Raw genomic sequence first — 23,475 nt, forward strand, 5'->3', positions numbered from 1 at the left:
CTGGCCGACGGGTCCCGGGCTTCCGCCGGCTGCGACGTCGATCCTCGGGCGCCCTGACGTGCGGCGTCCGGAACTGCCCGTGCGGATATCTCGACGGGGTCACGATTCACGCGGAGTCGGTCGCGGCGCGGCCGCTTGACACCGCATCGAACAGGTGTTCGACTTTCGGTATGCGGTGGAGCGGGCAGGAGATCAGCGGCGAGACGACCAGCGGTCAGGAGGACGCTCCGGCTCTCGTCGGCCTCTCCGGGCTCGTGCGCAGCGTCCGCACTCCCGAGTTCCAGGGCGTCACCTTCCACGAGGTGACGGCGAAGTCCGCGCTGAACCGGGTGCCGCCGGCGAGCTCGATGCCCTTCGAGTGGACGGTCAATCCCTATCGCGGCTGCTCGCATGCCTGCGTGTACTGCTTCGCCCGCAGCACGCACCGCTATCTCGACCTCGATGCGGGAGCGGATTTCGACCAGCAGGTGATCGTCAAGGTCAACGTCGGCGACGTGCTGCGCGCCGAGCTCCGCAAGCGCACCTGGAACCGCAGCCACGTCGCGCTCGGCACCAACACCGACCCCTACCAGCGGGCCGAGGGGCGCTACGGACTCATGCCCGGGATCATCTCCGCGCTCGCCGACAGCGGCACGCCCCTGTCCGTGCTGACCAAGGGAACCCTGCTGCGGCGAGACCTGCCGCTGCTGTCGGAGGCGGCCGAACGGGTCCCGGTGGACCTGTCCATGTCGATCGCCGTCTTCGACGACGAGCTGCAGAAGGCCATCGAGCCCGGCACGCCCTCGGCCGCCGCGCGCCTGGCGACGGTGCGGGCCGCGGCGGATCGCGGCTTCAGCGTCTCGGTGTTCCTCATGCCGATCATGCCGTGGTTGACCGACTCCGATGCACAGCTCGACGAAGCGCTCGCGCGCATCGCGGAAGCCGGCGCCGCGCGGGTGGTCTACGGCGCTCTGCACCTGCGGCCGGGCGCCAAGGAGTGGTTCCTGGAGTGGATCGAGCGGGAGCACCCCGAACTCGCCACCGGCTATCGGCGCTTCTACCAGCACGCCTCGTATGCGCCCGCGTCGTACCGCAAGAACCTCGCCCGACGGATCGAGCCGCTGCTGCGCCGCCACGGTCTGAACTCCCGTGAGGACGAGGACCAGCCGGAGCAGCGGCGGCGTGCCGCGGGTGCGGCGCAGCGGGCGACCGCGGCACCGTCGGCGCTCGACCTCGCGCCGCAGCCCGCACTCTTCTAGGGGGCTTGCAGAGCCCCCTGCGTCCCCGGCGGATCTCTGCGTCTCCCTCTCAGCGTCTCCCGCAGCGTCTCCCTCTCAGCAGCGGGATCCGTGACCGAGTAGGAATGACCCGCGCATACCAACAAGGTCGCGGATCTGGCCGCCGGGTCGGGCTCGCTGGCATCGAGCGGGACAAGGAAATGGCTCCTGACCTGGGCCAGGAGCCATTTTCTATCGGCGGAGGATGGGGGATTCGAACCCCCGAGGGCGTTAACCCAACACGCGTTCCAGGCGTGCGCCATAGGCCGCTAGGCGAATCCTCCAGCGCTCACGAAGAGCAGTGGACAGCGTACCCGAGAGCCCAGGTGGGCGCGAACCGTGCGGGCACAGGTCACATCGGCGCCCGCTCCCGGACCTCACCGGGGCGCGGGCCCGGTGGAGTCCCGCACCCGCAGGGTCGGCTCGACACGGCTGAACGACGCCGTCGTCCGCCTTGCGAGCCGTTCGCGGATCATCTGTGCCGCGAGCCGCCCCATCTCCGCCCGCGGCTGGTTCACGCTGGTCAGATGCGGTCTGACGGTCAGCGCGACCGCCGAGCTGTCGTAGCCTGCCACGCTCAGGCGCTCCGGCACCGGGACCCGCAGATCGGCGGCGCGATGCAGGACGCGCACTGCGGCGATGTCATTGGCGGCGAAGACGGCCGTAGCTGCCCCCTCCGCGCCGCGGCGAATCGCCCGCAGCAGCAGGTCGATGCCGCCATCCGGGTGGACCGGCCCGATCACCGAGGCGCCCTCGCGCAGGCCATGGCGCTCCATGGCGGTCAGGAAGCCGGTCCGGCGCAGGGCGGGGCCGGGGCGGGCCGACAGGGTCACGTGCGCGATGCGCCGGTGCCCCGACTGCACCAGATGGTGCACGGCAAGGGCAGCGCCGGCCTCGTCGTGATTCAGGACGTGGTCGACCCCGGGCACCTGGTCCTGCATGCGGCCGATCACCACGACCGGAACCACCTGCGCCGCCTGCTCCAGGGCGGCAGGGTCCAGCCACGACGAGACCACGATGACGCCGTCGACCCCGAGGTCCAGCAGGCGCCGCAGCCCCCGTGCGAGATGAGCGGTGTCCCGTCGACCGTGGGCGATCACCACCTCCAGGCCCTCGTGGTCGGTGCGCTCCTCGATCCCGGCGATGACGTCGGTGTGGTACGGGTTCCCGAGATCCGTCGGGAGCACTCCGATCAGGCCCGTGCCGCGGCCACGACGGCCGTAGCGCAGGCTGCGGGCCGCTGCGAGCACCCGCCGCCGGGTCTCCGCGCTGACGCCGGGCCGATCGTTCAGGGCCATCGACGCGGAGGCGGAGGACACCCCGGCGGCGCGGGCGACGGTGGCGAGGGTGGGGCGCGCTGAGGACGTCACCTGCTCGGTCTATCAGCCGAGATTCCGGTCACGACCTGGAGAGCTGAAATCTTTCAGGGCTTGTCCCCGAGCTGTGGCAGTCCCGTCACCTGGTGTTCATGACCCCGGCGTCAGCGCTCCGTAGCGTCGGAGAGGCCCCACCAGAAGACCGGGACGCCAAGGTTCTGTGACCCCGAGACCCCGAGCCCCCGAGGCCCCGGGACCCCGAGACCCCGAGGCCCTGAGACCCCGAGACCCCGAGGCCCTGAGGGCCCGAGCCATCCAGACCCCGAGCCGGTGCGACGCCCAGCCGTTGCGAGACCGGACCAGCTTCCCGAGGAGACCCGTGACCACTGCCCCCGAAGCACTCGATGCCCCCGCGGAGGGGGCCCGGGCACTCGCCGCTCCGAGCGCGCTGCTGCTGGATTTCGGCGGAGTGGTCGTGACCACGACGCATCGGGCGCACTGGGCTCGCGAGCTGGCCGGCTGGATCGTGGAGCGCACGCGCTCGCTGGGCTGCGACCTCGATCCCGAAGGCGTCGAGCAGTCGCTTCGCGCGGGCCGACGGGCGCTGTCGCTGTGGAAGGACGCCGCCTCCCGTCGGCTGGAACCGCGGGAGCTGACCAGCTCCGAGATCGTCGGGGACTTCCTGCTGGCCGACCTTCCCGCACCGATCCGGGCTGCGGTGCGGCTCGAGGCCGGCGAGCTGCTGGAGCGGATGGCCGGCCTGGTCGCCGATCACCGCGTGCGCGAGGGCATTCCCGCGCTGCTGGAGACCGCGCGATGTGGCGGGGTGCGCCTGGGCATCGTCTCGAACGCCCACTCCGGGCGGGCCCACCGCCGCATCCTCGATCAGCTCGGCCTGTCCGACGCCTTCGGCGTGCAGGTCTATTCCGACGAGGTCGGTATCCGCAAACCGCACCCCGGGATGATCCGGCGAGCCGCGGAGGCCCTCGGTATCGACCCCGGATCGGCCTGGTACGTCGGCGACACCTTGGATCGCGATGTCGCCGCGGGGCGCCGCGCCGGCGTCGGCGCCGTGATGATCACGCGGGATCGCAGGACCGACACCCCGCCCTTCCCCGTCCTCGACGTCCCCGACCTCGTGGTCGAGGAGCCGAGCGGACTGATCGCCCCGCTGCGCACCGCACTGGGCACGGGCCGCGCCTCCACCCCGATCGACGGCGCACCGGCGCCGGCCGGACCGCCGCCGCCCGCACCACGCCGCCGTCCGGCGCTGCTGCTCGACCACGGCGGGGTCATCACCTCCTCCACGCCGAATCCGGAGCGCTTCTCCGGCGTCGGCTCACGCATCGTCGAGCTGGCCCGGGGAGCCGGGTGCCACCTCGAGCTGCCGACCGTCCTCGATGCCCTTGAGACCGGTTGGGAGCGCCACCGTGCCCACAAGCGTCGCCGGGACAGCTCCCCGGATCCAGCACACCGTCACGAGGAGATCGACCCGGCCGAGCTCTGGGCAGACCTCATCGGGCAGGACCTCCCCGAACAGCTGCGCCCCCTCCTGCGCCTGGAGGCCGCCGAGCTGTCCCTCGCGCTGCACCGCGCCAAGTCGCATCCGGCACCGCGTCCCGGCGCGCTCACGCTGATCGAGTGGTGCCGTCAGCGAGGAATCGTCGTCGGCATCGTCTCGAACACCATCTCGGGCCGCGGCGTCCGCGAGATCCTCGAGGACTACGGGATCTCCGCCCACATCGGTCCGGCCGCCTACTCCGACGAGATCGGCGTGCGCAAGCCCGGCCGGGCGATCTTCGAAGCCGCCCTCGAAGCCCTCCCGAGCGACCGCGCCGACGTGGTCTATGTCGGCGACAAAGCACTCAACGACGGGCGCGGCGGCCGAGACGCCGGGATCGGCACCGTCTGCCTGCTCCGCGGCGGCAAGGACTCCGACGCGACGCTGGAAGCCGCCCTCGCCGAGGGGCTCGCCGATCACGTCCTCGACTCGCCGGACCAGGTGATCGAGGTGCTCGCCGCACTCGCCCCGGGCCGTCCCTGACCCCGGCCCGCGCCTGCTCCACCGACCCGACCCGACCCGTCCGCCCCGTCCGTTCGCCCCGCACGCATCGACAGGAGTTCTCATGACCACCCAGACGCCCTCACCGCTGCCGGAACCCGACCAGGATCAGCGCCGCGGAACCCTGCGCGGCGCCGTCGACGGCATCCGCTCGGCCCACCTGAGCACTTCGCAGAAGCTCATGATCTTCGTCCTGTCGATGTCCCTGTTCGGGCTGTCGAACATCCTGCTCGAGATCATCCCCGACATCACGATCGGACCCATCGACCTGTCGATCTCGAACATGATGTTCATCCCTGTCGCGATGGCCGGGCTGCTGTCCCCGTTCTGGGCCGCGCTCGGTGCCCCGCTCGGCGAGATCGTGTTCACCGACCTGCTCATGGGCGACTTCTCCGGCCTCGCCGAGGTCGAGGGATACGTGCAGATGTTCCTCGCGATCTACATCGGCGGCTCGCTCGTCCGCAATCCGCGCAGCCGCGCACAGGTCGGCGTCAGCGCCGTCTGCATCATCCTCATCGACAAGGTGCTCTCCGCCGTCGTGGACATGGCCAAGGTCTGGATCGGGGTCGAGGACGCCGAGTACGTCACCGGGCTGCCGCAGTCGATCATCGCCGTCGAGACCGTCGGTCTGGTCACCGACGTGGTGATCAGCGGCATCCTGTTCGGGGCGATCCCCGCCATGTGGCTGGTGCCCGCCCTGTACGGGAAGATCGAACCGCTCATGGGACTGCGGCCCCGTGTGCCCGGCGAGCCCATCCCCGGGGACGCCCCGCGCGGCCCGCTGTTCGTCGGCGCGGTGGTGCTGCTGAGCATCGCCTCCTTCGGCTTCGCGTTCCTCGAGGCGTTCGACCTCAGCGCCGGTGCCTGGGAACCGGACTTCCTGGACCGCTTCGGGAACGGGTTCCTCTGGGTCTCGGTGGCCGCGATCGTGGTCGTGATGGCGGTCTCCGTGCTGCTGTTCCGCCGCTCGGGCACACCCGCGCCCACCGGCGCTCCCGGGCCCACCGGCACCGAGAACTGATCCGGATCCGAGACCAGGAGCCCCCTGTGCAGACCGCCACCCCGACCGACCGTGACGATGCGGTGATCCGCGTGAAGGACCTGTCCTTTCGCTATCCCGGCACCGATCGCGACACCCTGCGCAACGTCGATCTCACCATCGCCCGTGGCGACTTCGTCGCGGTGGTCGGGGGCAACGGATCCGCCAAGACCACTCTGTGCAAGACCTTCAACGGCCTGGTCCCGCACTACTGGAACGGGGACTTCGCCGGCTCGGTGCACGTGGACGGCCAGGACACCTGGAAATCATCCGTCGCCGAGCTGTCCAGCCGGGTCGGCTACGTCTACCAGGACTTCCAGAACCAGCTGGTGCGGCCGACGGTGCGCGACGAGGTCTCCTTCGGCCCTCTGAACTTCGGACGCGCCGATCACCGTGAGCGCACCGAGGAGGTCCTCGAGCAGCTCGGCATCTCCCACCTTCGCGATCGCTTCGTCTGGCAGCTCTCCGGCGGGCAGTCCCATCTGGTCGCGCTCGCTGCGGTGCTGGCGATGCGCCCCGAAGTGGTGGTGGTCGATGAGCCCGTCGCCGAGCTCGACCCGGCGCGGGCCCGGGAGATCTATCTGCGTCTGCGTGAGCTCAACGAGCAGCACGGGATCACGGTGGTGACCATCGAGCACCACGCGGAGTTCATCGCCGAGTTCGCCCGCTCCGTGGTGCTGATGGCCGACGGTGCCCCGGTGTGGCATCTGCCGGTCCAGGAGGCGATGGACCGCCACGGTGACCTCGAGGCCCACGGCATCCCCGCGCCGGATGCCGTCGCTGTCTCCGCGGCGGTCGGTGCCCGGCCCGTGGCGCTGGATGTCCCCTCGGCCGCCCGCGTCCTGCGACCGCACGTGCGTCCGGATCGGACCGGAGCAGAGCTCGAGCAGGCGCCCGGCCCAGAGCACATGGCCGGCTCCGCGGGAGCGCCCGCGGAGGTCGTCGCCTCGCTGCGGGCCGTGGAGCACGGCTACCGCAGCGTCAGCGGCGCGCTGACCCCGGTGCTGCAGGGCATCGACCTGACCCTGTCCGCCGGGGAACGGATCGCGCTGGTCGGCACCAACGGCGCCGGCAAGACCACCCTGATGAAACTGCTGACCGGTCTGATCGTCCCGCGCCAGGGCACGGTCACCGTCGACGGCGTCGATACCCGCAGCCGCTCGGCCGCACAGCTCGCCGACCACGTCTCCTACCTGTACCAGCAGCCGCAGCGAATGTTCCTCAAGGACAGCGTGCGGGCCGATATCGCGCTGTTCCCCGAGGGGCGCCAGGTTCCCGGCGCGCACGCCATGGTCGAGGAGGTCATCGACCGTGTCGGGCTGGCCCCGTTCGCAGGCCGCGACGGGCGAACCCTCTCCGGCGGCCAGCAGCGCCGGGCCACGATCGGCATCGGCCTCGCGATGCGCCCGCAGCTGCTGCTGCTGGACGAACCGACCTCGAGCCTGGATATCCGATCCCGGGACGACGTCACCGGCATGCTCGCCTCTCTGTCGGAGTCGGTCCGCTGCGCCGTGGTGGCCACGCACGACATGGAACTCGTCGCGAGCTGGGCCAGTCGAGTGCTCGTGCTGGACCAGGGCCGGGTCCTGGCCGACCTCACCCCGCGCGAGCTGTTCTCCGCGCTGGAGATCACCGCCCGGGCCCGCTTGGTGCCGCCGCAGGCCGTCCGCATCGCCCGGGAACTGGGCCTGGAGCCGTTGCCGCTGACCGCGGCCGCGCTGCGTTCCCGGCTCGGAACCGGTACGGCATCGTCCCTCGTCCCGCAGCCGGCGGCCGGCGCGGTCCCCGCCCCGGCCGGTGCCGCGGGCACCACCCTCGATGAGCGCTGATGGCCCGCAAGACCCGAGACGTCCTGAGCGTGGAATGGGTGCGCCTGGAGCTGCTGCGCACCGCGTACTCGACACGCGGGGGAATGTTCGCCCGAATGGATCCGCGCATGGTGCTGGCCTGGTACCTGCTGGCCGCGTTGGCGCCGTGGTTCACGCACAACCTCACCGTGCTGATGATCCTGTTCGTGATGGTCGCGGTCGCCGTCGTGCTCGCTCGGGTGGGCCCCCTGGTCCTGGGGCTGTTCCTGGTCGGACTGATCGGCAACGCCGTCGGCCTGTTCGCCGCCGCATTCGTGTTCGGCGGTGATCTCGGGACACTCGTCGCCCTGGGAGAGCTCAACCTCAAACTGGGCGCGGTCTCGATGGCCTCGATGGCGGCCTTCGTGTCACTGGAGCCGGAGCAGCTCTCCGACGCGCTGCTGGCACTGCGCGCGCCGGAGCTGCTGGCCTTCGGAGTCAGCTACGGGTACCGGATGCTGCCGATCCTGGTGGACGAGTACGTGACCGTCTTCGACGGTCAGCTGCTGCGTCACGCCCCCGTCGAGCGCAGAGGGGTGCTGGGGTGGCGGGTGATCCTGCGGTGGAGCACGCTCGCGGTGACGGCCTTCTACCCGATCATGCTCAACACCGCGAAGAACGTGCGCACGACGGTCGAGGCCCTGGAGACCCGGGGCTTCACCTACGGTGCACATCACCGCGCCGGGCGGACGCTGCGCCTGGCGTACCTCAGGGTCACCTCGTGGGACATCGTGGTGCTGGCCGGCTCGGCGGTCGCTGTGGTCCTCGCGTACTGGACCGGGGCGCAGTTCCCGATCCATCGGTGACAGACTCCCCGTCGACCGCTCAGCGCGTCTCGAAAGGCTGTCCCCATGTCCCACGCCGTCACCCTGAACAGCTCGGCGATCCTCACCGACACCGTCCAGTACTCCTGCTCGGCGACGGTGGAACCACCCGCGAGGCTGGTGGTGCTCGCCGGGGCCTGCCCGCTGGACAGGGCCGGGGACGTCGTCGCCCCGGGCGACCATGCCGCTCAGGCCGCGAAGTGCGTGGAGAATATGATCGTCGCCCTCGCCGAGGCCGGCGCCAGCCTGGAGAACGTGGTCGGGACGCGGGTGCTGGTGGCCTCGAGCGAGCAGGCCGATCTGGTGACCGCCTGGGACGTGGTCCGCGACGCCTTCCGCGAGCATCCCGCACCGAGCACCCTGATGGGCGCGACGGTGCTGGGCTACCCCGGTCAGCTGGTCGAGATCGAGGCGAGCGCCGCCGTGCGCGACTGAGGCCGGGGCGCGGACGCTGCCGGCCGGGCACCCTCTCCGAGAGGCCGTTATCGGAAGCTCATTCCGGCCCGCTGGAGGGGGTGCTCAACCCAGGGACGCCGGACCCGGTGCTCAACGCAGGGACGCCGGTGGGGGTGCACGGGGTGACGCTCGCGCGGTCAGTCCTTCTGCTCGGGGTGGCGCGCGAGGTTGGCGATGGCGGCGGCGAGGCCGCCCCACACGGTCACGATCGCGACGATCATCATGATGATGGCTGAGACGGACACGGGATTCTCCGATCGGTCGGGATGCTGGGATGACTCTGCTGCTGGTCGAGCTGTCGCGGGGCGGGGGCGTCGCCGGCCGGGAGGCGGGCCCGCGGCGAGGGTGTCCCCGCCGCGAGGCCCGATCCTCACCGCGCCGGCGTGGACCGCAGCTCGTGCGGGGTCGCGACGTCTCCGCCGAGGCCCTGGCCGGCGAGCGCCTCGGGGGCGATCTCGTCACCCTCGGAGTCGGCCTTGTGGAGGTTCGATCCGGCCGGCCACGGCAGCAGGGAGAGCCCGATCGCGATGACGACCAGCGCGATCGCCATCAGCCAGCCGAACACGAGCACGAACCAGCCCGGGTAGTCCTCGTAGGTGCCCTCGGCGGTCAGCAGGGTGAGGGTGCTGGAGATCAGGGAGATGCCCAGCACGATGGGGGCGATGACGGCCAGCGCGATCATCCAGATGCGGCCGACGGGGAAGGTGCCCTGGTGGTTGAGGTGGTCGCGCAGCGTGGGCAGGCCGCGCACGATGTAGGTCACCACGATCGTGGAGACCAGGGCGGCTGCGACGATGCCGTACTCGTTGACCCACTTGTCCAGCACGTCCAGCAGCGGCAGACCCATCGTGGTCGAGAACAGCGCCACCGAGACGATCGCCAGCGGCAGGCACACCCCGAGGGTGGCGGGGATGCGGGCCAGGCCGAACTTGTCCTGGATCGCGGCGATGACGACCTCGACGATCGAGATCAGCGAGGTGAACCCGGCCAGCACCAGGGACCCGAAGAACAGCACGCCGATCACGGCGCCGGCGGGAGCCTCGGTGATGATCGCGGGGAAGGCGATGAAGGCCAGCCCCACGCCGTCGGTGACCACTTCGCCGATCGGCACGCCCTGGGCCTGAGCCATGAAGCCCAGTGCGGAGAACACGCCGATGCCGCAGAGGATCTCGAAGCTCGAGTTCGCCAGGCCCACGACCAGGCCGGAACCGGTGAGGTCGGTCTTCTTCTTGAGGTAGGAGGCGTAGGTGAGCATGATGCCGAAGGCCACCGAGAGCGAGAAGAAGATCTGCCCGTAGGCGGCGACCCACACGCCGGGATCCAGCAGCGCCGCCCAGTTGGGACGGAAGAAGGCGTCCAGGCCGTCGACGGCGCCCGGCAGGAACAGGGCGCGCACCACGAGGATCAGGAACATGGCGATGAGCAGCGGGATGAACACGATCGCGCTGCGGCCGATGCCGCCGTGGACGCCGAGGCACATCACCGCGATCACCGCCAGCCAGACCAGGACCATGGAGATCATGACGGCCGGGACGATGTCGAAGCTGATGACCACGTCGGGACCGCCGAGGGCCTGGGTGTACTCGCCGAAGAAGCCGGCCGGGTCGTCGCCCCAGCGCTGGTCGACCGAGAAGACCGTGTAGTTCGTGGCCCAGGCGATGATCAGGGCGTAGTAGACCGCGATGATCGTCGCGATCAGCACCTGCCACCAGCCGATGAACTCGGTCCAGCGGGTGAAGCGACGCCACGCTGCCGGGGCGGAGCCGCGCCAGCGGTGCCCGATCGCGTAGTCGAGGAACAGCAGCGGGATGCCCGCCGTCAGCAGCGCGACCAGGTACGGAAGGATGAAGGCGCCGCCGCCGTTCTCATAGGCCACGGCCGGGAATCGCCAGATGTTGCCGAGCCCGACGGCCGAGCCGATCGCGGCGAAGATGAAGGCGACGCGCCCGGCGAAGGCGCCGCGGTCTGCTCTCCGGCCCGTCGTGCCGGGGGAGGGGGTCGATGCACTCACAGTTCGCCTCCGAAGTGTGCGCCGAGGAGCGGCGGAAGAAGGGTGGGGAAGGACAAGGATGTGCCCAGGGGGTCACCGAGCCATCGACGGCCCGCCGGATCGCGGCGGCCGAGCGCTGGCTGACAGGGCGCGGCCAGCAGGGGTGGCGGCCGCGCATCGTGCTGGGATGATACGCGGCCGACGGAGCCTGCGACACCGCACGCGGGGGATGGACATGCAGCCGTGACCTCCGGGGGAAGCGGTGATCACGCTACGTGGTCGCGGGTGCGGATGCTTATCCTCGATCCATGTCTCCTCAGCCGTCCGCGCGCCCCGGCGCTCAGCATTCCGAGGTCTCCACCGCCTATCTCCAGCAGCTGGACGAGGAGCGGGAGCTTGCTATGCGCACCGCGTCCCACCCCGGCTCCGCCTTCGAGGGCGCCGCGCCCGCCCTGCACGACCGGCTCGAGGAGCTCGTCCAGCGTGATGCCGGGGAGATGGCCGCTCTGATGCTGGATCTCGGCGAGCATCCCGAGGTCGCCTTCGAGGAGCATCGTTCGGCCCGGGCCATCGCCGACGTGCTGGCAGCCCACGGTGTCGAAGCGCAGGTGGGCGTGCACGGGCTGGACACTGCGATCCGCGCAGAGATCGTGGGGCAGGGCGGCGACGCCGAGGATGCCCCCACGCTGGCGATCCTCTCCGAGTACGACGCGCTGCCCGGCGTCGGCCACGGCTGCGGCCACAACGTCATCGCCGTGATGGGCCTGGGCGCCTTCCTCGCCCTGGCCGAGCTCGCTGCCGCGGATCCGTCGGCCGTGCCCGGCAGGGTGGTGTTCCTCGGTACGCCAGCCGAGGAGGGCCACACCGGCAAGGAGTTCATGGCGCGCGAGGGTGCCTTCGAGGGGCTGGACGCCGCGGTGATGGCCCACCCGTACGGGTACGACCTGGCCGACCAGATCTGGCTGGGCCGCCGGACCCTGACCGTCGAGTACCACGGGCACACCGCCCACGCCTCGGCCCAGCCGTTCATGGGGCGCAACGCGCTGGACGCCGCGAACCTGCTGTACCAGGGCATCGGGCTGCTGCGACAGCAGACCCCGCCGTCGGACCGCATCCACGCCGTGATCCGCGAGGGCGGGGACCGCGCGAGCGTCATCCCCGACTACGCCAAGCTCGACATGTACGTGCGCTCCCAGCGGCCCGAGACGCTCAAGGATCTCTCGCGGCGCGTCGAGGATGCCGCTCGCGGCGCGGCGCTGATGGCGGGCGTCGGCGTCACCGTCGGCTGGGATCAGCATCCGCCGTCGCTGCCGGTGCGCACCAACGAGGCCCTCACGGGTCGCTGGGTGCAGGCGCAGCGCCGCCGCGGCCGCGACCCGCTTCCCTTCGGCGTGGTCTCGCCGATCCTGGCCGCCTCCACCGATTTCGGCAATGTCAGCTACCGCATCCCCGGCATCCACCCCGTCATCAAGGTGGCTCCCTCCCAGGTCGCGCTGCACACGCGCGAGTTCGCGACCTGGGCGGTCTCTGACCAGGCCCGCTCCGCCGCGGCCGACGGGGCCTACGGCCTGGCCGCCACCGTGCTCGACGCCCTCCACGACCCGCAGCTGGCCCGGGCCGTCGCCACCGAGTTCGAGGAAGCCGGCGGCGCCATCGATGTCCCCTCCTACTTCGACTGACCGACCCCCGCGCCTCCTCGCCACCCCGATCCGACTGGAGTCCCCGTGAGCACTGCACCGAACACCCCGGCCAAGGCCGGGCTGACCGACCGGATCCTCAACGGCGTCGAACGAGCGGGCAACAAACTGCCCGAACCGTTCATGCTGTTCGTGATCCTGTTCCTGATCACGGGCGTGGTCTCCACGGCCATGGCGATGGCCGACGTGGTCGTCGAGGTGCCCGGCGCCGACGAGCCGACGGCCATCAAGGGGCTGTTCACCGGGGAGGGCCTGACCTGGCTGACCACCACCCTGGGCGAGAACTACATCGGCTTCCCGCCCCTGGTGACGGTGCTGCCGATCCTGCTGGCGATCGGCATCGCCCAGCACTCCGGGCTGCTGGGCGCCGCGATCCGCAAGACCTTCGGCTCCTCACCGGCGTGGATGCTGCCCTACGTGGTCGGGTTCGTCGGCGTGGTCTCCTCGATCATGGCCGACTCCGCCTTCGTGGTGGTCCCGCCCCTGGCAGCGCTCGTGTTCAAGGCCGCCGGTCGCCACCCCGTCGCCGGCCTGCTGGGCGGTTTCGCGGCCGCCGGCGCCGGGTACTCCACGAACATCTTTCCCACCAGTCTCGACGCGCTGTTCGCCGGGATCACCACCTCGGTGATGGGTGCTCTGCCCGGTTACGAGTTCACGCCGGTCAACCCGATCTCGAACTGGTTCTTCAACATCGTCTCCTCGCTGATCCTGGGCTTCGTCGCCGGATTCATCATCGATCGGATCATCGAGCCCCGACTGTCCCGCCAGGGTGTGCCCGTCGACGAGACGGCGGTGGACGGGGAGGAGCCGGCCGACGACGCCCAGCAGATGCGTGCCGCCCTCACCTCCGTGGAGAACCGGGGCCTGCTGATCGCCGTTCTCAGCGCCGTGGTGCTGACTGCGCTCTTCCTGCTGGCATTCCTGCTGCCCGGCTCGCCGTGGCGCAACGAGGACGGCGGCTTCCTGCCCAAGTCCCCGCTGCTGGATTCGATCGTGTTCATCGTGGTCAGCTACTTCATGGTGCTGGGCATCGCCTATGGCGTGGTCACCGGCGTCCTGCGCAGCAGCCGGGATGCGGTGCGGATGATGTCCGATGCGCTCAAGGAGATGCTGCCCTTCGTCGTCCTCGCCTTCATCCTCGGCAACTTCATCGCCCTGTTCAACTGGTCCGGCATCGGCACGTGGATCGCCGTGACCGGGGCGAACGGTCTGGAGGCGACGGGGCTGACGGGCTTCGCGGCCATCCTCGGCTTCATCGTGCTGGCCAGCTGCCTGAACCTGTTCATCATCTCCGGTTCGGGCATGTGGGCGATCATGGCCGCCGTGTTCGTGCCGATGTTCTCGCTGATCGGCTACGAGCCCGCGTTCACTCAGGCCGCGTTCCGCGTCGGTGACTCCGCCACCCAGGTCATCACCCCCATGAACCCGTACATGATCGTGCTGCTGGGCATGCTGCGGAAGTACGAGCCCGAGGCCGGCCTGGGCACGCTGATGTCCCGGATGCTGCCGTTCGTGGTGCCGTTCTGGCTGGTGTGGACGATCCTGCTGGCGGCGTTCTTCTTCTTCGACCTGCCGCTGGGGCCCGGCAACGGGATCTTCCTGGGGCAGTGACGATCGGGCATCCGCCGCGGCGTGGAGCTGGTCGATCAGGCGCTGCGGAGGGAGGTCTCGAGGGCCTCGCGGATCACGGCGTGACGGGTTCTCCCGGCCGCCTCTCGCGCGTCCCTCGACCAGTGGAGGGACAGTGTTGTGGACGGCGGGCGAGGGGCTGTGTGTGTCCACGCGAGAGCTGTCAGAGTCCGAGGACTTCGCCCCGTCCCGTGCCACGATGGCGGTATGAGCGAACTCGCCGACCGTCTCCGCGCCCTGCCCGCATTCCCTGAGGACATGCCCGTCCTGCATCCCGAGAACGTCCCGGAGGATCCGGACGAACTCTTCCTGTCGTGGCTGGACGACGCGATCGCCAGCGGTGCCCGCCAGCCGCACGCGATGACGTTCCAGACCGTCCTGGCCGACGGCACTCCCGTCGGCCGCACGCTGATCCTCAAGGACGTCGACGAGAACGGATACCACGTCTCGACCAGGAACACCTCCCGCAAAGCTCGGCAGCTGGAGCAGAACCCGCGGGCCGCGATGACGTTCTTCTGGCGCGAGTCCGGCCGACAGGTGCAGATCATCGGTGACGTGGTCGCCCTCGGGGAGGACGTCTCCCAGGCCGACTGGCTCACCCGGCCGACCTCCGACGGGCGCCCGAATCCCGAGTGGCAGGTCTACGCGCTGCAGCCGCACCTGGTCGAGTTCACCCAGTCGCGGCACGACCGCAACCACACCCGGGTCGGCTACCGCCGCGAGGACGGCCGCTGGAGCCACGGCCCGGTCACGACGCCTGCTGGCTGACGCGATGCCCGCCGGCTGGTGCGACGCCGGCCGGCCGCCGCCGTCGGCCCTTCAGCTGGCGTTCGGTCCCACGAGTTCCTCGAGCAGGCGCTGGACCCGGACGTCGATCTCCTCGCGCACCCGCCGGGCGTCCTCGAGGTCGCCCTCGGCCGGATCGTCCAGCTCCCAGTCCTCGTAGCGCTTGCCGGGGTAGATCGGGCAGGCGTCGCCGCAGCCCATCGTGATCACCACGTCGGCGGCGCGGACCACGTCGTCGGTCAGCGGCTTGGGGAACGCTCCCTCGAGGTCGATGCCGATCTCGGCCATCGCCGCGATCGTCTGCGGGTGGATACCGGAGGCGGGGAGGGAGCCGGCCGATCGCACATGGACCCTGCCCTGGGCGTGATGAGCCAGGAGCGCGGCAGCCATCTGCGAGCGCCCGGCGTTCTGGACGCACACCAGCAGCACCTCGGGCACCTCATGGGCTGCCGCCCCCTTGGACTGGGCCAGTGCCGTCAGACGGTCGCGGGCGAAATGCTCGGTGAGCACCGGCAGGTGGGAGGAGATCTTCGCGGTGCGGGCCAGCGTCGCGTAGGACTCGAAGACGTAGCGCTCCACCGTCTCCGGGGCGAAGACCCCGGTGAAGCGGTCCGAGAGCTGCTCGGTGATGGTGTGCAGCACGTGGCCGGGGTCGGTCAGTGACCGGGGCGCAGGGGTGGCGGCGGCGGATTCGGCGGAGGTGTTCATGGCGCTGTCTCGCTCTCTGGGCGGGTGGATACTGCGACAGCTGGTGGGAGGATGGACGCGGCCCGGCCAGGGACGTCAGACCTCGAGGCTCGCGATGAGCTGCTCGACGCGGGCCCGGATATCGTCGCGGATCGGGCGCACGGCCTCGAGGCCCTGGCCGGCGGGATCGGGCAGCTCCCAATCCTCGTAGCGCTTGCCGGGGAAGATGGGGCACGCGTCGCCGCAGCCCATGGTGATCACGACGTCGGACTGCTGGACCGTGTCCGGGGTGAGGATCGTGGGCCGGCCCGCGGAGATGTCTATGCCCTCCTCGGCCATCGCCTGGACGGCGGCGGGATTGATCGAGTCCGCGGGCTCGGACCCGGCGGAGCGGACCTCGACCTTCTCTCCCGCGAGGTGGCGCAGCCAGCCGGCGGCCATCTGGGAGCGGCCGGCGTTGTGAACGCAGACGAACAGGACACTGGGACGATCGCTCATGGATGCTCCTGGTGACGCAGACGTGGCTGAAGGGGATCGTGGCGGAGTGCGGGGCGCGGGTCAGGAGAGGTCGAGGAAGGCGCGCAGCTCGGCGAAGGCCGACGGCACGACGGCGTAGTGAGCCCAGCGGCCCCTCTGCTCCCGGGTCAGCAGACCGGCTTCGACGAGCTTCTTCATGTGGTGGCTGACGGTGGGCTGCGAGATGCCCAGGCCCTCGCCGAGGTCACAGACACAGACGCTCTGGCAGCCGCCCGCGGCGACGTGCGAGAGCAGCTGCAGGCGCGTGGGATCCGAGAGCGCCTTCAGGCGTGCCGAGAGCCGCTCGGCGTCGTCGGCCTCGATCGGGCCGGTGGCCAGTGAGCAGCAGTCGTCCGCGCCCGCCGGCGAGCGGCACTCATCATCGGCCGAGGCGGCCGACTGCGGCCACGAGAGGTCGACCGGATCGCGTGCGGTCGTGGAACTCATGGTTTCACCTGACTCGAGACGGGGGCGTGGGGGTCGGCGTGCACCGTCTGACATTGACGGTCATCTATGTGAAGGCTACTCTACTCATCGATGACCGTCTATAGGAACAGGTAGGCCGCCCATGACGACGACCACCGCCCCCGCCGCACCGTCCGGTGTGGCCCGGGAGATGTCGTTTCTCGACCGGTGGCTGCCGGCGTGGATCCTGCTGGCGATGGTGGGCGGCCTGGCCCTGGGGCGCCTGGTCCCCGGCATCGGCCCGGCGCTGGAATCCGTGAGCATCGCCGGTGTCTCCCTGCCCATCGCCATCGGCCTGCTGGTGATGATGTACCCCGTCCTCGCCAAGGTCCGCTACGACCAGACCCGGCGCATCGGCGCGGACCGCAGGCTGATGGTCACCTCGCTGGTGCTGAACTGGCTGCTCGGGCCGGCGCTGATGTTCGCGCTGGCCTGGATCTTCCTGGCCGACCTGCCCGAGTACCGCACCGGCTTGATCATCGTCGGCCTCGCCCGTTGCATCGCCATGGTGCTGATCTGGAACGACCTCGCCTGCGGGGACCGGGAGGCCGCGGCGGTGCTGGTCGCGGTCAACTCCATCTTCCAGGTGATCGCCTTCGGGGCGCTGGGATGGTTCTACCTCCAGGTGCTGCCCTCCTGGCTGGGCCTGGCCACCACGTCGGCCGAGTTCTCCGTCGGGGCGATCGTGCTCAGCGTGCTCGTGTTCCTCGGGATCCCCCTTCTCGCGGGCTTCCTCACCCGCGTGCTCGGTGAGCGCGCCAAGGGACGCCACTGGTACGAGAACCGCTTCCTGCCGCGCATCGGCCCGTTCGCGCTGTACGGCCTCCTGTTCACGATCGTGCTGCTGTTCACGCTGCAGGGCGACGCGATCCTCTCCGCCCCGCTGGACGTCGCGCGCATCGCGCTGCCGCTGCTGGCCTACTTCGTCGTGATGTTCGCAGGGTCCCTGCTGCTCAGCCGCGCCGTCGGCATGGACTACGCCCGCTCGACCACCGTCGCGTTCACGGCCTCCGGCAACAACTTCGAGCTCGCCATCGCCGTCGCCATCGGCACCTTCGGCGTCAGCTCCGGGCAGGCCCTGGCCGGCGTCGTGGGTCCGCTGATCGAGGTCCCGGTGCTGGTCGCCCTCGTCTACGCCTCGCTGTGGGCGGGCAGGCACCTGTTCCCCGACGACCCCACCGTCCCCGCCCGCACCGCTCGAGAGGTCTCCGCATGAGCCAGCACAGTTCCGACCCGACGCCCACGGAAGCGAGCTCGACGGCCGCCACCTCGGGGTCGACGCCCGCCGGGGCGACGCCCTCCGTCCTGTTCGTCTGCGTCAAGAACGGCGGCAAGTCGCAGATGGCCGCCGCCCTCATGGGTGCCCGCGCCGACGGCGAGGTCGAGGTCCACTCCGCCGGCACGAAGCCCGGCAGCGGCATCAACGCCCTCTCGGCAGAGGTCATCGCCGAAGCCGGGGCCGATATGTCGGCAGGCAATCCCACGCCGATCGATCCCGAGCTCCTGGCCCGCGTCGATCGCGTCATCGTGCTCGGGGCCGAGGCCGTGGTCGAACCGGTGCCCGGGATGCGCGGCACCATCACCACCTGGCGCACCGACGAACCCTCCGAGCGCGGCATCGACGGCATCGAGCGCATGCGCCTGGTGCGCGACGACATCGACGCCCGCGTGCAGGATCTGCTGGAGGAGCTGCGGGGCGCGGCTCGCTGAGCAGCGGGTGCCGCACGCTCGGCGGAGGCGGCGGTCGGCGGGCCCGCGCGGTTGGAGGGCTCGCGCCGAGAGAGCCCCCGCGGCGATTCCCTCACGCACCCAGGTCAGCCACGGCTGTTCAGGGTGCCGCTGGAGGCTGCTGTGCCTGAGTCCGCCGCATTCGGCCCGTTCTCCCGGAGCATCGCCGGCACGGCCCTGTCGACGGCGCGGATCACCACGGCCAGCAGCGCCGCCACCGCCACCACGAGCAGCGCGTTGACCACGGCCGGAATGATGCCGAGATGGGCCGCGTCCAGGAACGGGTACGGGTACCAGTGCGTGATGCTGCCCTGGCCGAAGATGTAGAGCAGCCACACCGCGGCCACCGCGAACGCGCCCGCGACCGTCGACCAGCGGAACCGGCGACGAGGGCCGAAGACCAGCCAGCCCACCACGGTCAGGACTGGCGAGACCGTGTGCAGGCCGAACGACGCCACGCTCGACCACCCCTCCAACTCCAGCTGCGGAGCGAGCACCAGAGCGAAGACCACGCCGGTGATGGTGATCGCCAGCAACGAGTAGAGCCGGGCGATCTCCCACCACGCGCCGCGCCGCAGCGGATCGATCGCCAGCAGCGCGGAGACGACCACGACCACGATGTTGCTCTCGACGGTGAAGTAGCTGAGGAAGCGCCCCAGCCGCACCGCCAGGCCCGCCTGCTCGCCGCTGTCGCCCGAGTTCGCGTCCTGACCGCCGGTGAGGACCAGCGCGAACTGGATGAGGAGCGCGACGAGGACGACTGCTGCGACGGTTCCGTGCCACCACCTGGATGCGGCACGGCGGCGAGGGTCGAGCGAGGTCTCCATGGCCCCAGTCTGGTCCACGGTCCGGTCCACGCGGGGGCCGCCTCCCGGCGATCGCCGACTGCAGCTGGGGAATGTGCGGCGCAATCCTCGGATCATGGGGAAAACCCCATGTCGATCCCAGGGTCGATGGGGCAGGATGAGTCGGGCCGCTGTCTTCTCCTCCGGCTCATCCGGTCAGGACCCGCTCGACCGGGCAGGGAGAGGCCTCCCCACGGTCACGAGTCTTCCGCGGCCGGTCGACGTTCCGGCCGGTCACGATCTGTCCGCACCCGCCGATACGGTCATCCGGTGATGCCGCCGCGATGATGCCCGACGAACTTCGAAGGTCTTCCATGCTCTGGACGCTGATCAGGCGCCACCTCCGTCCCTACGTGCCCCACGTGATCGCCGTGGTGATCCTGCAGCTGGCCACGATCCTGGCCACGCTGTACCTGCCCAGCCTCAACGCCGACATCATCGATCAGGGCGTGGCGACGGGGGACACCGACTACATCTGGCGCGTCGGCGGCGTCATGCTCGGCGTGGCGATGATCCAGCTGGTCACCGCGATCGCGTCGGTCTGGTTCGGTGCCCGCGTCGCCATGGGCATGGGCCGCGACATCCGCCGCTCGATCTACACCCGGGTCGACCGCTTCTCCACCGAGGAGATGGGCCGCTTCGGGGCGCCCACCCTCATCACCCGCGGCACGAACGATGTCCAGCAGGTCCAGATGCTGGTGCTGATGACCCTGAACTTCATGGTCATGGTGCCGATCATGTCGATCGGCGGCATCATCATGGCGATCCAGGAGGACCCGGGGCTGTCCTGGCTGGTCTGGGTGGCGGTGCCAGTGCTGATGGTGATCGTGGGCCTGCTGATCAAGGAGCTCATGCCGCTGTTCCAGCGCATGCAGGCCAACATCGACTCGATCAACGGCGTGATGCGTGAGCAGATCATGGGCATCCGCGTCGTACGCGCCTTCGTCCGCGAGGACCACGAGACCCAGCGCTTCACCGACGCCAACGCCACCCTGACCGACACCTCGGTGCGGATCGGCCGGCTGTTCGTGATCATGGGCCCCGCCATCACCGTGGTGCTGCACCTGGCCACCGCCGCCGTGCTCTGGTTCGGCGGTCACCGGGTCGCCGACGGCCTGGTCGACGTCGGCTCGCTGACCGCGTTCATGCAGTACCTGCTGCAGATCCTCATGGCGGTCATGATGGGCACCTTCATGTTCATGATGTTCCCGCGCGCGATCATCAGCGGGCGCCGCATCGCCGAGGTCCTCGACACCGTCCCCACCCTGGCCGAGCCCGCCGACCCGGTCGAGCTGCCGGCCCGCGGTGGCGGCGCCACCGTCGAGTTCCGCGACGTCACCTTCTCCTACCCAGGGGCAGACGCTCCCGTCGTCGACGGCGTCAGCTTCACCGCCGAGGCCGGTCGCACCACGGCGATCATCGGTTCCACCGGCTCCGGCAAGACCACGCTGGTCAACCTGATCCCCCGGCTGCACGACGCCACCACCGGTCAGGTGCTGCTCGACGGCGTCCCGGTCACGGAGCTCTCGCGCGCGACCATCTCCCGGACCGTCGGCCTCGTCCCCCAGAAGCCGTACCTGTTCTCCGGGACCATCGGCCACAACCTGCGCTTCGGCGACCCTGATGCCACCGACGCCGAGCTCTGGCACGCCCTGGTGACCGCGCAGGCCACCGACTTCGTCGCCGCCCGGACGACGGGGGAGGGCGAGCAGGCCCGCACCGGACTGGACTCCGCCGTCTCCCAGGGCGGTACCAACGTCTCCGGCGGCCAGCGTCAGCGGCTGTGCATCGCCCGCACCCTGGTCGCCCAGCCGCGGGTGTACGTCTTCGACGATTCCTTCTCCGCCCTCGACGTCACCACCGACGCCAAGGTGCGCGAAGGGCTGGCCGAGCGCACCCGGGGCGCGACCACGATCATCGTCGCCCAGCGCATCTCCACCATCACCGGCGCCGACCAGATCCTCGTGCTCGAGCAGGGCCGGATCGTCGGCCGCGGCACCCATGACGAGCTGCTGGAGAGCTCGCAGACCTACCGGGAGATCGTCGACTCCCAGATCACCGCGGAGGAGCCGGCATGAGCCCCGAGAACCAGGACCGGCCGGAGGATGAGGGCCAGGTCGAGGAGAATCGGACCGCGAACAGCGAGCCGCCGGTGTCCAGCTCCCCGTCGGCCCCCGAGACCGCCCCCGGCGCCGTCGCCTCGAGCACCGCCGCCGTCGGCTCGGAGCTGACTGAGGACGAGATCCTGGAGCTCCAGGACTCCGTCAGCAGCGAATGGGGCGAGTCCGCGCCCCGCAAGGCCAAGGCCTTCTGGCCCTCGACCCTGCGTCTGGTCGGCACGTTCAGCGATCACAAGCTGGCCCTGACCGTGGTGCTGGTCTTCGGGCTCGTCTCCACCGGCCTCAGCGTGTGGGCGCCCACCATCCTCGGCAACGCGATGGACGTCATCGCCGACGGCGCCTTCGGCGACGGGGGAGTGGACTTCTCGCAGCTGGGCCGGCTGCTGCTGATCGTGATCGGCATGTACGTCATCGCCTCGGTGTTCGACTGGCTGCAGGGCCGGCTGCTGAACGACATCGTCATGCGGATCGTCTATCGGCTGCGCCAGCGGATCGAGGCCAAGGTCAACCGGCTGCCGCTGAGCTACTTCGACACCCGCCAGCGCGGCGACCTGCTCTCGCGCACCACGAACGACGTCGACAACGTCCAGCAGGCCCTGCAGCAGGCCTTCGCCTCACTCGTGTACGCCGTGCTGACCATCATCGGCATCACCGCGATGATGTTCTGGCTGTCCTGGCAGCTGGCGCTGATCGCCCTGGTGGCCCTGCCGATCTCCGGGGTGGTCATCGGCTTCATCGGCTCGAAGTCCCAGAAGCTGTTCACCGCGCAGTGGCGCCACACCGGACGGCTGAACGGCCACGTCGAGGAATCCTTCACCGGGCACGACCTGGTCACCGTCTTCGACCGGCAGGACAGCATGCGCGAGCAGTTCGACACCCGCAACGAGGAACTGTGGGAGGCGTCGTTCAAGGCGCAGTTCTACTCCGGGATGATCATGCCGATCATGCAGTGGGTGACCTACCTCGGCTACGTGGGCATCGCCGTGGTGGGCGGGCTGCGGATCGCCGCCGGCCAGATGTCGCTGGGCCAGGTCACCGCTTTCATCCAGTACTCGCGCGAGTTCAACGCGCCGCTGGGCGAGGTGGCCGGCATGGCCAACATGCTGATCTCCGGTGTCGCCTCCGCCGAGCGGATCTTCGAGCTGCTGGACGCCGAGGAGCAGGAGGCCGACGGGGAGATCACCGCCATCGTCACCGGGCTCGACGGCGAACCCGCCAGCCAGCGCATCGAGCGCGCCGAGCTGGCCGCCCCCACCCGCGGCCACGTCGAGTTCGACCGCGTCGCCTTCTCCTACACCCCGGACGCCCCGCTGATCACCGACCTCTCGCTGACCGCCGAGCCCGGCCAGACCGTCGCCATCGTCGGCCCCACCGGCGCCGGCAAGACCACCCTGGTCAACCTGATCATGCGGTTCTACGAGATCGACGCCGGCCAGATCCGGCTGGACGGGGTGGACATCCGCGCCCTGGACCGCGGGGCCGTGCGCAGCCAGATCGGCATGGTGCTGCAGGACGCGGTGCTGTTCGGCGGGACCATCATGGACAACATCCGCTACGGCCGGCTCGACGCCACCGAAGACGAGGTGATCGCCGCGGCGACCGCCACCTTCGTGGACCGCTTCGTGCGCACCCTGCCCGACGGCTACGAGACGGCGATCGAGGACGAGGGCGCGAACATCTCCGCCGGGGAGCGCCAGCTGATCACCATCGCCCGCGCCTTCCTCGCCGACCCCGCGCTGCTGATCCTCGACGAGGCCACCTCCTCGGTCGACACCCGCACCGAGGTCCTCGTCCAGGAGGCGATGGCGGCGCTGCGCACCGACCGCACCAGCTTCGTGATCGCCCACCGCCTCTCCACCATCCGCGACGCCGACGTGATCCTGGTGATGGAGCACGGCGACATCGTCGAGCAGGGCTCCCACGAGCAGCTGCTCGAGGCCGAGGGCGCCTACCACCGCCTCTACTGGTCGCAGTTCGCCGCCGGCGTGGATCCGGATGAGGAGGAGTCGCTGCTGGAGGTCTCGACCGGCGTGACCGGTGAGATCTCTGCCGTGGACCCCGACGCCAGCCCGGCCGGCTGACCGCGGGAGCACGCATCGGCGGTTCGTCTCAGGCGGCTTGTCGGCCGGCTCGGGCGGCACGCTCCGAAAGGTTCCATCCAGGGGGAACCTTTCGGAGCGCGGCGGGACGACAAGCCTTGACAAATTAATTT

At 70.3% G+C, this 23,475-nt stretch carries 20 protein-coding genes and 1 tRNA gene; 13 read left to right on the forward strand and 8 right to left on the reverse strand.

What is annotated here, in order from left to right:
- Nucleotides 1-170: 170 nt before the first annotated feature.
- Nucleotides 171-1,238 (forward strand): Rv2578c family radical SAM protein, encoded by a 1,068-nt coding sequence (locus ACFQRJ_RS08275; protein ID WP_377018521.1) that lies wholly within the window; start codon nt 171-173, stop codon nt 1,236-1,238.
- A 217-nt stretch (nt 1,239-1,455) separates the two neighbouring features.
- Here ACFQRJ_RS08275 and ACFQRJ_RS08280 read toward each other — a convergent pair.
- Nucleotides 1,456-1,540 (reverse strand) — tRNA-Ser (locus ACFQRJ_RS08280).
- A gap of 93 nt (nt 1,541-1,633) precedes the next feature.
- Nucleotides 1,634-2,626: a LacI family DNA-binding transcriptional regulator gene (locus ACFQRJ_RS08285; RefSeq protein WP_377018522.1), complete on the reverse strand. Its 993-nt coding sequence runs from the start codon at nt 2,624-2,626 to the stop codon at nt 1,634-1,636.
- A gap of 325 nt (nt 2,627-2,951) precedes the next feature.
- Between ACFQRJ_RS08285 and ACFQRJ_RS08290 the strand changes: the two genes are divergently transcribed.
- From ACFQRJ_RS08290 to ACFQRJ_RS08310, 5 genes are all read left to right on the forward strand, one after another.
- Nucleotides 2,952-4,616, forward strand: coding sequence for an HAD family hydrolase (locus ACFQRJ_RS08290; RefSeq protein ID WP_377018524.1), 1,665 nt, complete (start codon nt 2,952-2,954; stop codon nt 4,614-4,616).
- A gap of 82 nt (nt 4,617-4,698) precedes the next feature.
- A complete protein-coding gene (locus ACFQRJ_RS08295; RefSeq protein ID WP_377018526.1) occupies nt 4,699-5,655 on the forward strand; it encodes a cell division protein FtsQ in 957 nt (318 codons plus the stop codon).
- Nucleotides 5,656-5,681: 26 nt separating this feature from the next.
- Complete coding sequence (locus tag ACFQRJ_RS08300) at nt 5,682-7,502, forward strand: ABC transporter ATP-binding protein (protein WP_377018527.1); 1,821 nt, start codon at nt 5,682-5,684, stop codon at nt 7,500-7,502.
- The gene (locus tag ACFQRJ_RS08305; protein ID WP_377018529.1) at nt 7,502-8,326 is read left to right on the forward strand and encodes an energy-coupling factor transporter transmembrane component T family protein; all 825 of its coding nucleotides are present in this window, start codon (nt 7,502-7,504) and stop codon (nt 8,324-8,326) included. Before ACFQRJ_RS08300 ends, ACFQRJ_RS08305 begins: the two co-directional genes overlap by 1 nt.
- 45 nt (nt 8,327-8,371) lie before the next feature.
- On the forward strand, nt 8,372-8,779 hold the full coding sequence (locus ACFQRJ_RS08310; protein WP_377018530.1) for a Rid family hydrolase: 408 nt from the start codon (nt 8,372-8,374) through the stop codon (nt 8,777-8,779).
- A 158-nt stretch (nt 8,780-8,937) separates the two neighbouring features.
- Here the strand turns inward: ACFQRJ_RS08310 and ACFQRJ_RS08315 are convergent, their stop codons facing one another.
- The gene (locus tag ACFQRJ_RS08315; protein ID WP_377018531.1) at nt 8,938-9,045 is read right to left on the reverse strand and encodes a methionine/alanine import family NSS transporter small subunit; all 108 of its coding nucleotides are present in this window, start codon (nt 9,043-9,045) and stop codon (nt 8,938-8,940) included.
- Between the two features lie 125 nt (nt 9,046-9,170).
- Nucleotides 9,171-10,811, reverse strand: coding sequence for a sodium-dependent transporter (locus tag ACFQRJ_RS08320; RefSeq protein ID WP_377018532.1), 1,641 nt, complete (start codon nt 10,809-10,811; stop codon nt 9,171-9,173).
- 287 nt (nt 10,812-11,098) lie between these two features.
- Between ACFQRJ_RS08320 and ACFQRJ_RS08325 the strand changes: the two genes are divergently transcribed.
- The 3 genes from ACFQRJ_RS08325 to ACFQRJ_RS08335 all read left to right on the forward strand — a co-directional run bounded on the left by ACFQRJ_RS08325 (nt 11,099) and on the right by ACFQRJ_RS08335 (nt 14,884).
- Nucleotides 11,099-12,469, forward strand: coding sequence for a M20 family metallopeptidase (locus ACFQRJ_RS08325; protein ID WP_377018533.1), 1,371 nt, complete (start codon nt 11,099-11,101; stop codon nt 12,467-12,469).
- A 45-nt stretch (nt 12,470-12,514) separates the two neighbouring features.
- Nucleotides 12,515-14,098 carry an AbgT family transporter gene (locus ACFQRJ_RS08330; RefSeq protein ID WP_377018534.1) on the forward strand — a complete coding sequence of 528 codons (1,584 nt, stop codon included), beginning with the start codon at nt 12,515-12,517 and terminating at the stop codon, nt 14,096-14,098.
- Between the two features lie 225 nt (nt 14,099-14,323).
- Nucleotides 14,324-14,884, forward strand: coding sequence for a pyridoxal 5'-phosphate synthase (locus ACFQRJ_RS08335; protein WP_377018535.1), 561 nt, complete (start codon nt 14,324-14,326; stop codon nt 14,882-14,884).
- Nucleotides 14,885-14,935: 51 nt separating this feature from the next.
- Here ACFQRJ_RS08335 and ACFQRJ_RS08340 read toward each other — a convergent pair whose 3' ends face one another.
- From ACFQRJ_RS08340 to ACFQRJ_RS08350, 3 genes are all read right to left on the reverse strand, one after another.
- A complete protein-coding gene (locus ACFQRJ_RS08340) occupies nt 14,936-15,610 on the reverse strand; it encodes an arsenate reductase ArsC (protein ID WP_377018536.1) in 675 nt (224 codons plus the stop codon).
- Nucleotides 15,611-15,685: 75 nt separating this feature from the next.
- Complete coding sequence (locus ACFQRJ_RS08345) at nt 15,686-16,087, reverse strand: arsenate reductase ArsC (protein ID WP_377018537.1); 402 nt, start codon at nt 16,085-16,087, stop codon at nt 15,686-15,688.
- Between the two features lie 60 nt (nt 16,088-16,147).
- Nucleotides 16,148-16,552 (reverse strand): ArsR/SmtB family transcription factor, encoded by a 405-nt coding sequence (locus ACFQRJ_RS08350; protein ID WP_377018538.1) that lies wholly within the window; start codon nt 16,550-16,552, stop codon nt 16,148-16,150.
- 121 nt (nt 16,553-16,673) lie between these two features.
- On the opposite strand from ACFQRJ_RS08350, the gene arsB reads away from it, so the two are divergent.
- Both arsB and ACFQRJ_RS08360 read left to right on the forward strand, forming a co-directional pair.
- Nucleotides 16,674-17,786 carry an ACR3 family arsenite efflux transporter gene (arsB, locus tag ACFQRJ_RS08355; RefSeq protein ID WP_377018540.1) on the forward strand — a complete coding sequence of 371 codons (1,113 nt, stop codon included), beginning with the start codon at nt 16,674-16,676 and terminating at the stop codon, nt 17,784-17,786.
- Nucleotides 17,783-18,280, forward strand: a complete 498-nt coding sequence (locus ACFQRJ_RS08360) for a low molecular weight phosphatase family protein (RefSeq protein WP_377018542.1) — start codon at nt 17,783-17,785, stop codon at nt 18,278-18,280. Before arsB ends, ACFQRJ_RS08360 begins: the two co-directional genes overlap by 4 nt.
- A gap of 104 nt (nt 18,281-18,384) precedes the next feature.
- Here the strand turns inward: ACFQRJ_RS08360 and ACFQRJ_RS08365 are convergent, their stop codons facing one another.
- The gene (locus tag ACFQRJ_RS08365) at nt 18,385-19,125 is read right to left on the reverse strand and encodes a Pr6Pr family membrane protein (RefSeq protein ID WP_377018543.1); all 741 of its coding nucleotides are present in this window, start codon (nt 19,123-19,125) and stop codon (nt 18,385-18,387) included.
- A gap of 332 nt (nt 19,126-19,457) precedes the next feature.
- On the opposite strand from ACFQRJ_RS08365, the gene ACFQRJ_RS08370 reads away from it, so the two are divergent.
- Entirely contained in the window at nt 19,458-21,221 is a 1,764-nt protein-coding gene (locus tag ACFQRJ_RS08370) for an ABC transporter ATP-binding protein (RefSeq protein ID WP_377018544.1), read from the forward strand.
- Nucleotides 21,218-23,344 (forward strand): ABC transporter ATP-binding protein, encoded by a 2,127-nt coding sequence (locus ACFQRJ_RS08375; RefSeq protein ID WP_377018545.1) that lies wholly within the window; start codon nt 21,218-21,220, stop codon nt 23,342-23,344. The genes ACFQRJ_RS08370 and ACFQRJ_RS08375 overlap by 4 nt, the downstream gene beginning before the upstream one ends.
- The last annotated feature ends 131 nt before the right edge of the window (nt 23,345-23,475 follow it).

Origin of the sequence: Brachybacterium sp. GCM10030252 (assembly GCF_042666535.1) — a bacterium.
Lineage (GTDB): Bacteria > Actinomycetota > Actinomycetes > Actinomycetales > Dermabacteraceae > Brachybacterium.